The following is a 12,462-nucleotide window of genomic DNA, read 5'->3' on the forward strand; positions in this document are numbered from 1 at the left end:
GCCGCGGCCTCGGCGGCGTGCGAACAGCCGTCGCGCCGGGAGCGCCGGAAGGCGTGCGGGCGGGCGCTCAGCGCTCCCGCAGCGGTACGAAGCGCACCGGCGTGCCCGGGCGTGCCTGGGCGGCCGCCGCGAGGTCGGCGGCGGGGACGACGCCGATCACCGGGTAGCCGCCGGTGGTCGGGTGGTCGGCCAGGAAGACCACCGGCCGCCCGTCCGGGGGGATCTGCACCGCGCCCAACACCATGCCCTCACTGGGTAGTTCACCCGCCCGGGCGCGGGTGATCGGCGGGCCCTCGGTGCGCAGCCCGATCCGGTTGCCGGCCGGGGAGACCAGGTACCCGTCGCGGGCCAGCCGGGTCAGCGCCGAAGGCTTGAACCAGTCCGCGTGCGGGCCCAGCCGCAGCCGCAGCACCAGTTCGGCCGGGGGAGCGGGCAGCGGCACCAGGTCGGGCCGGGGGCGGTCGGGCGGAGGCGGGCCGATCGGCAGCCGGTCGCCGGCGGCGAGCGGGGCCGGTCCGAGGCCGGAGAGCAGGTCCGTCGAGCGGCTGCCCAGGACCGACGGGACGGCGATCGCACCCGCGACCGCCAGGTAGCCGCGCACCCCGGCGGTCGCCGCCCCCACCTCCAGCACCGCCCCGGCCGGCACCGCGACCGGCGCACCCCACGCGGCCGCCCGTCCGTCCACCCGGACGGGCGAGGGTGCTCCGGTGACGGCCACGACCACCGGCCCGAGGGCGCGCAGGGCGACCCCGCCGAGCGTGGTCTCCAGCCCGGCGGCGCCCGGCTCGTTGCCGACGAGCCGGTTCGCGGCCCGCAGCGCGGGCTCGTCCAGCGCTCCGGCCCTGGGCACTCCGAGGTGGGCGACGCCGTGCCGTCCGAGGTCCTGGACGGTGGTCAACGGTCCGGGCCGCACCACCAGCAAACCGCTCAACGCCCCCATCCCGTCCGCCTCGTCCCCCGCCGTCCGGGGCCCGCGCGCCGCCCGTCGTGGGCCCGCACCCCCGCTACGCCCGTTCCGCCGTGAACCGCACCCGCACCCCGGGCGCCAGCAGCGCCGCCGGCTCGCGCCCGGTGTCCCAGAGCGCGAGCCCGGTGCGCCCGATCAGCTGCCAGCCGCCGGGGGAGGAGCCCGGGTAGACGCCGGTGTACGGGCCGGCCAGGGCGACCGAGCCGACCGGGACGCTGCTGCGCGGGGTGGCCCGGCGCGGGACCTCGTAGCGGGGCGGCAGCCCGGTCAGGTAACCGAAGCCGGGCGCGAACCCGCAGAAGGCGACCACGTACTCGGGCCCGGTGTGGATCCGTACGGCGGCCTCCTCGGACACCCCCCACAGCGCGGCGACCTCGGCGAGGTCGGCGCCGTCGTACACCGTCGGCACCTCCACCAGCGGCCCGGTCGCCGCCGCGGCCGCCGACGGACGGGCCGTGCGCAGCAGGGCCGCCAGCGCGTCGACGTCCGCGACGCCGTCCAGCAGCACCGTGCGCGCGGCCGGCACGATCTCCTCGACCGCGCCGAGCGCCCCGCTCTCCTGCCGCTCGCGCAGCCATCCGTACAGCGCGGCGACCTGCGCCGTGTCGTCGAGTTCGACCAGCAGTGCCCGCTCGCCGACCCGCCGGACGGCGGCGGGCGTCACGTGAACGCCTCCACCCGGACCCCGGCGGAGGCGAGGGCGCCGCGGATCCGCCAGGCGAGCTGGGCGGCGCCGGGGGTGTCGCCGTGGACGCACAGGGAGCGGGCCTCGACGGCGATCTGTTCGCCGCCGACGGCCTCCACCGAGGCGTCCCGGGCGATGCCGACGGCGCGGGTGATCACCGATTCGGGGTCGTGCACCACGGCGTCCGGGTCGCGGCGCGGGACGAGGGTGCCGGCCCAGGTGTACGCGCGGTCGGCGAAGGCCTCGGCGACGACCGCGAGGCCGACGCCCTCGGCGACGGCGAGCAGCCGGGAGCCGGGCAGTCCGAGCACCGGCAGCGGTCCGTCGCAGACCGCCCCGGCCCGCAGCACGCCGGCCACCACGGCCTCGGCCTGTTCGGAGTCGGTGACCACCCGGTTGTAGAGGGCGCCGTGCGGTTTGACGTAGGAGACCCGGGAGCCGGCCGCGCGGGCGAAGACCTGGAGGGCGCCGATCTGGTACGCGATCTCGTCGGCGAGCTCCTCCGGGGGGACGTCCATGGCCCGGCGGCCGAAGCCGGCCAGGTCGCGGTAGGAGACCTGGGCGCCGATCCGGACGCCGCGTTCGGCGGCCAGCGCGCAGACCCGGCGCATCGTCGACGGATCTCCCGCGTGGAAGCCGCAGGCGACGTTGGCACTGGTCACCACGGACAGCAGGGCCTCGTCGTCGGTCAGCGTCCAGCGTCCGAACCCCTCACCGAGGTCCGCATTGAGATCGATCACCGCATCGGCCACGCCCGTCCGCCTTCCAGCAGCTGTTGAGCCAGATGGTAGGGCCTGCGGATGAAGGCCGTTGCCCGTGACCCGGGCCCGGGGGGCCCACCGGCGTGCGACCCCTGGTCACACGCCCTGGGGCGGCGCCGGGCGGCTCCGGCTCAGGGCGCGGCCACCGGCCCCTGGAAGGAACGTTCCAGCGGGCGCAGCGCCCGCAGCACGATCAGCAGCGGGACGACACCGACGATTCCGAACGACATGTCGATGAATCGCCAGCTCAGGGGAATCCCCCGCAGCGGTCCGCAGACCAGGGCCAGGGGGATGACGGCGCCGCAGGCGAGCACCGCCCAGCGGATCACCCAGATGTTGCGGACCGGGTCCTTGATCGGGCCCCAGAAGGCGGCGGCGATCACCAGGTGGGCGAAGGCGAGCCAGTCGGTGCCGTAGGCCAGGAAGGGGTATCGGTCATTGGTCTCCGCGACGCCGGTGCGGACGCGTTCGATCCAGTCCAGTGCGGCCGGGAAGCGGTCGGCCAGCGGCGCGGCCGGCCCGGTCGCGAGGTCGGCCAGCCAGCGGGTCTCGGTCTCCAGCGGGAAGGCCGTCAGGCCGCTCAGCACCAGGCAGACCACGAAGATCCAGAGCCAGTGCCGGACTCTGCGCAGTACCGCCGCGGGACCGGTGCCCGGATTGGTGTCCATGGTGCGAACCTCCATGCCGAAGAGCAGGCGGGGTCTTGTCCCGTCTGTACGGAACCGACTCTAGACCCTGCTTTTGAACGCGTTCAACTAGCCCCTGACGTGCGGGCACGCCCCGGACGCCGGGCGGGCGCGCACCCCCGGACGCCGGGCCGGCGCGCCCCCGGACACGCCGATGCCCGGGTGCCGGAGCACCCGGGCATCGGAACCGCCGGGACCGCGCGGTGTACGTCGGGACTACGCGGTGTACGTGAAGGTCACCGGGGCACTGGTGCCGCCCGCCGTGGTCACCGTGACGTCCACCGGGCCGGGGCCCGCCGCCGCCGGGGAGGTGGCCGAGCAGAAGGACGGGCCGCAGGAGACGTGCGCGGCCGGCACCCCGCCGAACGCGACCGTCCCGTACGTCAGGTTGGTGCCCTGGAGGTACACCTGGGTGCCGCCGGCGGCCGGGCCGCCGGCGTTGGTCAGATTGCCGACCGTCGGCGCGGGCGGCGGCGGGGGCGGGGCGCCCGTGTAGTCGAAGGCGGCCGGCGCCGCGACCGTGCCGCCGGGGGTCACCACGGAGACGGGTGCGCTGCCCGAGCCGCCGGGCGTGGTCACCGTGCAGGCGGTGTCGGTGCAGGTGCCGGCCGCCGGGACGCCGCCGACCAGCACCATGCCGTGCGCCAGGTTGCCACCGCTGACGGTCACCGCAGTGCCGCCCGCGCCCGGGCCGGTGGTGGTGTCGAGGCCGTCGACCGTGGGCGGCGCCTGGACGACCGGCGCTGGGGTGGTCCCGTCGACCGACAGGGCCGTCACGTGGCCGGTCGGGTCGGTGTCGTTCGGATTGGACACGGTCACGACGATCTGGCCGGTCAGCTGCTGGGTGTAGTCGCGGCCCACGTTCAGCTTCATGAACTCGTAGCGCCCGGGCCTGCGGGTGCCGATGAGGACGGCGTCCAGGTGGCGCCCGTCGGGCGAGACGGACTCGGTGAAGGTGTAGTCGTACGGGGTGGAGAAGAACATGCCGAGCTCGGTGGTGAGCCCGGGCGGCAGGTCGACGGTGATGTGGGTCGGCCCGGTGAGGTCCTGGGTGCCGGCGGAGGTCCAGCCGACCGAGAGCTTGCCCGGTCCGGGAGGGGTGGTGCCCGGCAGGAAGCCGTTCAGGGCCGCGGTCACGTGCTGCCCCTGAACGGCGGGGGCGTCGGCGGGGGCGGCCGACGAGGCGGCGGCACCGGTGGCGAGGGTGGTCACGGACAGCGCGGCGGCGAAGCCTGCTTTGACCAGTCGAGTGATCATAGGCCGATCATCACGGTGGCGACGCGCCACCTTCACGGGTTTCCCGAATATCGGTTCGGGAATGGCGGAATCCCGTCGAAACCCCGTTCTGAATTCACCCCCGACACGCCCTCCGGCCTGCCGCGCAGCCCGCCCACAAGGCCCGTTTCGGTCGATGTCGGTGCGAACCTCTAATCTTGTCCACCGTGACCGCCATCGCTGACCCGCCCACCCTGCCCGGCCCCCGGCCGCCCGCCGGGTCCGTCGCGGCGAGGCCCGCGCCCGGCCCCGCCGCCGACGAGGGCCTGGCCCGCCGGCTCAAGGCGCTGGCCTGCACCGCCCCCCTGCACGACCTGGACAACCGCAAGGTCAACCTGGCGGGCGAGTACGGCGGCTACGCGATGGCCGAGGTCGGTCTCGCCGCGATCGACCTGGTCACCCTGCACATGGACTTCGACACCGGCGCCGACCGCGACATAGTGCTCGCCCGCCTGCTGCCCCGGGTCGCCGCCCAGGCCGCCGACCGCCCCGCCGCCGAGCACGAGCGGGTCGCCCGCTGGGTGCTGGAGTCGCTGATCAACGTCGGCAGCGTCGACCGGGGCTTCCGCGCCGTCTACGGCACCTTCGGCGCGGACGGCGCGTACGTCCGGCGCGACTACGACTTCAAGCTGATCGAGGAGGTCCCCGGCCCCGACGGCGGCGTCTACCTGCGCACCACCGACGAGGCGGTCAACGTCCTGGTCGGCGCGCTCGACACCGACGTCACCTCGGCCCAGATCGCCGCCGAGGTCAAGCTGGAGGTGCTGATCCGCCGCGGCCGCCTGGCCGACGCCCAGCTCGCCGCCGAGCAGGCCCGCTACCGCACCGTCCAGTACGCCGAGACGCTGCGCCGCGCCCTCGACGCGACCCGGCGCAACGTCCGCGCCGTCGACTGGATGTGCGCCATCCCCGACCTCATCGACGAGGCGCTGGACCACATCGCCGACCGCTACCGGCACGAGAACGCGATTCTCACCAACATCCGCAAGGCCCGCGACGAGGCCGAGCCCCACACCCCCGAAGGGGCCGAGCACAAGCGCCGCGCCGCCGAGCTGCTCGACATCGTCAAGGACTGCATCCGCCGGCACACGAAGCTGCAGACCCGCCTGCTGGAGGCCGGCCCGCTGTTCCGCGCCGAGCAGGACCGGCAGGCCTTCGCCACCCCCGGCGCCCGCAGCGGCATCGACCTCTACGGCCAGCTGCTCGCCCCCGTGCTGCGGCTGCCGGTCGAGCAGGCCGTCGGCCCCACCGGTGCCTTCTTCGCCCGCGGCGCCGGCCTGCGCACCCCCGTCTCCGTCCGGGTCGTCGACCTGGTCGACCTGCTGCTCACCCCGCCGGTCGAGCGCGAGCACCTCGGCGCCGAACTGCCCGACCCGGACCTGGTCGCCACCCCGGACGACAGCCGCTTCTCCGAAGCCCAGCTGGAGGCCGCGCTGCTCCTGCTCGACCTGCCCGCCGACGCCCCCCGCCGGCTCTCCGGCCTGCTCGCCGAGGCCCGCGAGCAGGACCCGGAGCTGCCGTACCTCGTCGCCCTGCTGGCCGTCCACGCGGCCAGCCCGCCGGTCGGCACCGCCTACCGGCAGGGCGAGGAGCGGCTGCTGTTCGCCGTGGACGACGGCACCCCGCTGCGCGACCCGCAGTTCGGCGGCGCCGACCTGATCGTCGGCAGCGCCCTGCTCGACGCGGCCGGCATGGCCGCCGACCGCAAGGACGCCGGCTGACCAAGCCGCCGCCTTGACGCACCACCAGATCGCCCGTACCAGCAACAGCCCCGAGGAGCACCGCCCGTGACGACCCACCACGACGCGTCCTGGGCGGCCGAGACCGAACCCGCGGCCCCCGCCCCGATCACCCCCGGCGACGTCGCCGACGCAGCCCGGCTGGTCTCCTTCGGCCTCCAGGCCAAGCTGCTCCCCGCCCGCGACGCCGAGTACGCCGAACTCGTCCGCCGCCACCGCGAGGACCCGCCGTTCGCCCGGCTCGCCGACGCCGTCGCCACCGGCATGGGCCTGGTCGTCCTGGAGGTCTCGCCGCGCGCCGGCATGGCCGTCGCCGCCGCCGAGGACTCGCTGTTCGCCGTCCGGATGGGCGACTACTCGCGCCGCGCCGCCACCGAGTCCACCGACCGCTTCCTGCACGGCCTGGCCCACCTCGCCGTCGCCGCGATGGCCTTCCCCCGGCCCGAGGACCTCGCCGACGACGGCTACCTCGGCCGGATCACCGTCAACGGCGTCGACGCCTTCGTCCGCCAGGCCTGCCGCCGCCTGGAGGAGCAGGCCGCGACCGAGGGCGACAACACCGACCCGCAGTCCGACGCCCCCGGCCTGGAGGCCGCCTGGCGGGTGTGGGCCCGGCGCACCGCCACCGGCGCCACCAAGGACGCCCGCCGGCTCTCCGGCTCCACCATCGGCATCGTCGCCAAGGCCGTGCTGTTCCTGGTCGACTCCGGCTTCCTGCAGAAGGTCTCCGACGACGCCGGCGGCACCTACCGCACCACCGCCCGCTACCAGCTCCAGGTCCGCGACCTGGCCGGCAGCGCGGCCATGGCCGAACTGCTCGACCTCGGCATCGTCCCGGTCTCCGACGGCACCGCCAGCCTGCTGCCGCCGGACACCGGCGACGAACTGGTGGCCGACGCAGGCCTGCCGTTCCACTCGCTCTGAGCCCGAGTCCCGACCACCCCCCAGCCACGGAGAACCGCCGCACATGTACGAGCTCAACCGGGTCCGCCTCTACTCGATCGGCCCGGCCGGCGCCCGCTACGCCGACACGGTGCTCGACCTGCGCGGCGTCGGCGAGCCCGTCGCCGACCCGGCCCCGCAGCAGATCGGCCTGTTCGGCGAGGACGCCGAGGGCCCGGTCCGCCGCCCCGCCCCGGCCGGCGTGCTCTTCCTGGAGAACGGCGGCGGCAAGTCCGTCCTGCTCAAGCTGATCTTCTCGGTGATGCTCCCCGGCCACCGCAACACCCTCGGCGGCGCCAGCTCCGGCGTGCTGCGCAAGTTCCTGCTCGCCGACGACTGCGGCCACGTCGCGCTGGAGTGGCAGCACACCGTCACCGGCGAGCTGATCGTGGTCGGCAAGGTCAGCGAGTGGCGCGGCCGCCAGGTCTCCTCCGACCCGCGCAAGTTCGCCGAGACCTGGTACTCCTTCCGCCCCGGCCCCGGCCTCACCCTGGACTCGCTGCCGGTCGCCGAACGGATCAGCCTGGCCGGCGACCAGAAGGCCCGCGGCCGCCGCCGCACCATGAAGGGCTTCCGCGACGCCCTCACCGAGGCAGGCAAGGCCCACCCGCACCTCGACCTGGTCTTCGAGGACGGCCACGACCGCTGGACCGAGCACCTCGGCGAACTCGGCCTCGACCCCGAACTCTTCCGCTACCAGCGTGAGATGAACGCCGACGAGGGCGAGGCCGCCGGCCTCTTCGCGGTCAAGCACGACAGTGACTTCACCGACCTGCTGCTGCGCGCCGTCACCGACACCCGGGACACCGACGGCCTCGCCGACCTCGTCCACGGATTCGCCGCCAAGCTCGGCCGCCGCGCCGAACTCACCGCCGAACGCGACTTCACCGCCGGCTCCCTCGACCTGCTGGAACGCATCGTCGAGGCCACCGGCGCCCGCGAGAGCGTCCGCGAGGCCCACCGCACCGCCGAACGCCGCACCCGCCGCCTCGCCCACGCCCTCACCTCCCGCGCCGCCGCCGAACGCGACCGCGCCCAGGACCTCGCCATCGAGGTCGCCGCCGCCGCGGGCGCCGTCACCGCCGCCGAGGCCGACCGCACCCGGCACACCCTCATCACCGCCGAACTCACCCACCGGCACGCCACCCTGGGCCTCGCGGCGGCCACCGCCGAGGCCGCCGCGCTGCGCCGCGAACTCATCGACGCCCGCACCCTGCACGCTGCCTGGCAGGCCGCCGAGACCGTCCTGCGCCAGCGCGCCGCCGCCGACCGGGTCACCCGGGTCGCCGCCGCCATCCGCGAGGCCGAACTCGACGCCGCCCCCGCGCTCGCCGCCCGCGCCCGCGCCGCCACCGCCCTGGCCCGCGCCCTGGAGGGCGCCGCCGCGGCCGCCGAGGCCCGCGCCGACACCGAGGAGCAGCGCGCCGGCGAGCTCCAGGACGACGGCGCCAAGGCCCAGTCCGACGCCACCGAGGCCGCCACCGCCGCCCAGAAGGCCCGCAGCGAGGTCGACCACCTGCGCCAGCGCCTCGCCGAGGTCGAGCAGGAGACCGCCGCCGCCGTCGAGGCCGGCTTCATCGACGCCGACGGCGACGTCGACCCGGCCCGCGCCGCCCTGCACGCCGCCGACGTCGAGAAGGCCGCCGGCGCCGCCCTCGCCCAGGCCCGTACGACCGCCGAGGCCTGCGCCGCCCGGCTGCGCGAGGCCGCCGCCGCCACCGGCCGCGCCGAACTCGCCGCCGAACGCGCCGGCGACGCCCGCACGGCCGCCGCCCGGGCCCTCGCCGCCGAGCAGCGCACCGCCGCCCTGCTCGCCACCGAGCAGCGCCTCTCCGACCTGCTCTCCCTGACCCCCGCACCCACCGACTGGAGCGACGACGGGTCAGGGGCCGAGGAGGACGCCGGCTTCCTCACCCCCTCCGTCCTCGACCGCAACGCCGAGTACCTGCGCGAACTCCTCGACGAGTCCATCGCCACCGCCGAACGCACCCTGTTCGACCTGCGCACCGCAGCCGCCGACGACTCCCGCATCCTCGCCGCCCTCGGCGACGGCGGACTGCTGCCGCCCGGCCCGGACGTCCTGGCCACCGTCGAGTACCTCGCCGAGCACGGCATCCCCGCCCTGCCGGGCTGGCGCTACCTCGCCCAGTCCGTCGACCCGGCCGACCACGAGGCGATCCTCGCCGCCCGCCCCGAACTCGTCGACGGCGTCGTCGTCACCGACCCCGCCTCGCTGGAGCGGGCCCGCGAGGCCTTGCAGGCCGCCGCCCTGCTGCCCCGCTCCACCGTCGCCGTCGGCGCCGCCGCCTCCCTGATCGCCCCGATCACCGACCAGCCCGCGTTCTTCCTGGTGCCGCCGAACCCGGCCATGCACGACGAGTCCGCCGCCGACGACGAGCGCCGCGAACTGCGCGCCCGGGCGGGCGCCCGCGAGGAGCACATCCGCGAACTCGCCGCCCGCCTCGGTGCCGACCGCGCCCTCGCCGCCCGCCTCGCCTCCTGGCACGCCAGCTGCCCGCCCGGCACCCTCGCCGAACTCGCCGCCGCCGCCGAGGCCGCCCGCGAGCACGCCGAGCAGGCCGCCGCCGCCCTGGCCACCCTGCGCGCCGACCACGACGAGGCCGAGACCGACCACGCCGCCGCGGCCGCCGCCCACGAGGAGCACCGCGAGGCCGCCCAGCGCGCCCGCCGCCGCGCCGACGCCCTCTCCGGCCTCGCCTTCCGGCTGCGCGAGCGCGCCAACTGGGCCCGCCGCCAGCGCGAACTCGCCGAGGACGCCGCCGAGTGCGACCGCCGCCAGGCCGTCTGCGCCGAACGCGCCCGCACCTGCGACGAGGACCGCCGCGCCGCCCAGCGCGCCGCCGACGACGCCCGCCGCACCGCCCGTACCGTGCGCGCCGAACGCGCCGAGATCCCCGCCGCCGAGCAGGCCGACGAGCCCTCCGAGACCGCCCCCGCCGCACTGCCCGCCCTGCGCGAGGCCTACCGCGCCGCCTCCCAGCTGTACGAGAAGGTCGGCGTCGGCGCCGACCTGCGCGCCGAGCAGGCCCGCGCCGAGGGTGACGAGGCCGCCGCCGCGACCGAACTCGACCGCCTCACCAACAAGGTCCGCACCCGCGCCGAGGAACTCCTCGGCAGTCCCGACGGCGCCGACGGCCCGGCCCGCCAGGCCGCGGCCGCCCGCGCCGAGGACCTGGTCGCCACCATCGAGGCCCGCTCCGCCGCCGCCAGCGAGCAGCTCGGACGCCTGCGCGGCGAGGCCGAGCGCTCCGCCCCCGCCGACGGCGAGGCGCACACCGAACTGCCCGAGGACCTCGTCCCCGCCGACCCCGAGCACGCCCAGGTCCTGCTGCGCACCGCCACCAGCCGGCTCGCCGAGCGCCGGGAGGCTTTGGACGCCGCCCGCACCGCGCACGCCGACCTGCAACGCACCTTCGACGCCGCCCAGTCGGCCGCCGCCGACTTCGACGAAATCGCCGGCCAGCTGCGCGACGGCCTGCGCGAGCAGCAGGAGGACGACGGCCAGTCCGTCGAGCCCTACCTCGGCTCGCTGCCGGAGGCACGCGGCACCGCCGCCGAGGCCCGCCGCGCCCTGCGCACCGCCGCCGGCGAGCTGTCCTCCGCCGAACTCGCCGTCCGCGACGCCTCCGACGCCCTCGTCCGGCACGCCAACGCCGCCCGCTACGAGGCCGTCCGCACTCCCGCCCGCCAGCAGATCCGCGAACTGCCCGCCGCCGCGCTGCCCGAGCACGCCGCTGCCTGGGCCGCCGCCTTCGCGCCCCGGCTGCGCGTGCTGACCGACGAACTCGCCCAGCTGGAGCGCAACCGCGGCTCGATCGTCGACCGGCTGCGCGGCCTGGTCGAGTCCTCGCTCACCACCCTGCGCGCCGCCCAGCGGCTCTCCCGGCTGCCCGAGGGCCTGGGGGAGTGGTCCGGCCAGGAGTTCCTGAGGATCCGCTTCGAGGACCCGGACCACGCCACCCTGGTCGAGCGCCTCGGCGAGGTCATCGACGAGGCCACCCGCGCCGCCGTCCGCAAGAACAGCGACCTGCGCCGCGACGGCATGTCCCTGCTGCTGCGCGGGGTCGCCGCCGCGATCGGCCCGAAGGGCGTCAGCGTCGAGATCCTCAAGCCGGACGCGGTGCTGCGCGCCGAGCGGGTCGGCGTCGGCCAGATGTCCGACGTCTTCTCCGGCGGCCAGCTGCTCACCGCCGCCATCGCGCTGTACTGCACGATGGCCGCGCTGCGCGCCAACGACCGCGGCCAGTCCCAGCTGCGGCACGCCGGCACGCTGTTCCTGGACAACCCGATCGGCCGCGCGAACGCCACCTACCTGCTGGAGCTCCAGCGGGCCGTGGCCGATGCGCTCGGCGTCCAACTGATCTACACCACCGGTCTGTTCGACACCACCGCGCTCGCCGAGTTCCCGCTGGTCATCCGGCTGCGCAACGATGCCGACCTGCGGGCGGGCCTCAAGTACATCTCGGTCGAGGAGCACCTGCGCCCCGGCCTGCCCGCCCCGCAGGACCCGGACGGCCCGGCCATCCACGGCGAGATCACCGCCACCCGGATGTTCAAGCGTCCGGCCGAGGTTCCGGTGCAGTCCGCAACTGACTAGCGTGGCGTCCATGCTGACGATCGCGCACTTCAGTGACATCCACCTCGGGCAGGAGCACCGCCGGGACGGCGGCAGGCGCGCCCTGCGGCGGGCCGGGCAGGTGATGGCGTACCTCGACGCCCTGCCCGGCCCGCTGGACGCCGTGCTCGTCACCGGGGACCTCGCCGACCACGGCCTGGCCGCCGAGTACGAGCAGGTGGCCAAGGTGCTGGACTCCCGGTACCCGGTGCTCACTTGCCCCGGCAACCACGACCGCCGGGCGCCCTACCGGGAGGTGCTGCTCGGCGAGGCCCCCGCGGACGGCCCGGTCAACCGGCTGCACCAACTGCCCGGCGCCGACGTGCTGATGCTGGACTCCTCGATCCCGGGCCGCGACGACGGCCTGCTGGACGAGGAGACGCTGGCCTGGCTGGACGCCGAACTGGCGGCCGGCCGCGCCGACCTGCCCGCGCTGGTGGCCTTCCACCACCCGCCGGCCATCCTGCACCTGCCGAACGTCGACCCGATCCGCCAGTTCGGCGAGGAGGCGCTCGGCGCGGTGCTGGCCCGGCACCCGCGGGTGGCCGGCCTGCTCTGCGGCCACTCCCACACCGGCGCCGCCACCACCTTCGCCGGACTGCCCCTGCTGGTCGCCCCGGGTGTGGTCTCCACCGTCACGCTGCCCTGCGAGGGCGGGCCCGGCATCTCCTTCACCCAGCCGCCGATGCTCGCCTTCCACGTCCTGGACGACACGGGCCGGCTCACCACCCACTACCGGGCCGTCCCGGAGGACTGACCCGCGGCGCCGGC

Annotated in this window: 9 protein-coding genes; 4 read left to right on the forward strand and 5 right to left on the reverse strand. The window is 76.2% G+C overall.

Annotated elements, in window-relative coordinates; translation table 11 throughout:
* Window positions 1-67: 67 nt before the first annotated feature.
* The 5 genes from ACIOGZ_RS37150 to ACIOGZ_RS37170 all read right to left on the reverse strand — a co-directional run bounded on the left by ACIOGZ_RS37150 (window position 68) and on the right by ACIOGZ_RS37170 (window position 4,356).
* Window positions 68-931, reverse strand: coding sequence for a biotin-dependent carboxyltransferase family protein (locus ACIOGZ_RS37150; protein WP_400989182.1), 864 nt, complete (start codon window positions 929-931; stop codon window positions 68-70).
* Window positions 932-1,004: 73 nt separating this feature from the next.
* A complete protein-coding gene (gene pxpB / locus ACIOGZ_RS37155) occupies window positions 1,005-1,631 on the reverse strand; it encodes a 5-oxoprolinase subunit PxpB (protein ID WP_363586857.1) in 627 nt (208 codons plus the stop codon).
* Window positions 1,628-2,404: a 5-oxoprolinase subunit PxpA gene (locus ACIOGZ_RS37160; protein WP_363586856.1), complete on the reverse strand. Its 777-nt coding sequence runs from the start codon at window positions 2,402-2,404 to the stop codon at window positions 1,628-1,630. The genes pxpB and ACIOGZ_RS37160 overlap by 4 nt, the downstream gene beginning before the upstream one ends.
* 140 nt (window positions 2,405-2,544) lie before the next feature.
* A complete protein-coding gene (locus ACIOGZ_RS37165) occupies window positions 2,545-3,081 on the reverse strand; it encodes a hypothetical protein (RefSeq protein WP_363586855.1) in 537 nt (178 codons plus the stop codon).
* A 234-nt stretch (window positions 3,082-3,315) separates the two neighbouring features.
* On the reverse strand, window positions 3,316-4,356 hold the full coding sequence (locus ACIOGZ_RS37170) for an IPT/TIG domain-containing protein (RefSeq protein ID WP_400989183.1): 1,041 nt from the start codon (window positions 4,354-4,356) through the stop codon (window positions 3,316-3,318).
* Between the two features lie 194 nt (window positions 4,357-4,550).
* On the opposite strand from ACIOGZ_RS37170, the gene ACIOGZ_RS37175 reads away from it, so the two are divergent.
* The 4 genes from ACIOGZ_RS37175 to ACIOGZ_RS37190 all read left to right on the forward strand — a co-directional run bounded on the left by ACIOGZ_RS37175 (window position 4,551) and on the right by ACIOGZ_RS37190 (window position 12,448).
* On the forward strand, window positions 4,551-6,095 hold the full coding sequence (locus tag ACIOGZ_RS37175; protein WP_400989193.1) for a hypothetical protein: 1,545 nt from the start codon (window positions 4,551-4,553) through the stop codon (window positions 6,093-6,095).
* 66 nt (window positions 6,096-6,161) lie between these two features.
* The gene (locus ACIOGZ_RS37180; RefSeq protein ID WP_350884249.1) at window positions 6,162-7,037 is read left to right on the forward strand and encodes a hypothetical protein; all 876 of its coding nucleotides are present in this window, start codon (window positions 6,162-6,164) and stop codon (window positions 7,035-7,037) included.
* A gap of 43 nt (window positions 7,038-7,080) precedes the next feature.
* A complete protein-coding gene (locus ACIOGZ_RS37185; RefSeq protein ID WP_400989185.1) occupies window positions 7,081-11,673 on the forward strand; it encodes a hypothetical protein in 4,593 nt (1,530 codons plus the stop codon).
* A gap of 10 nt (window positions 11,674-11,683) precedes the next feature.
* Window positions 11,684-12,448 (forward strand): metallophosphoesterase, encoded by a 765-nt coding sequence (locus tag ACIOGZ_RS37190; RefSeq protein WP_400989187.1) that lies wholly within the window; start codon window positions 11,684-11,686, stop codon window positions 12,446-12,448.
* Window positions 12,449-12,462: the final 14 nt, after the last annotated feature.

Origin of the sequence: Kitasatospora sp. NPDC088160 (assembly GCF_044741445.1) — a bacterium.
GTDB lineage: Bacteria > Actinomycetota > Actinomycetes > Streptomycetales > Streptomycetaceae > Kitasatospora.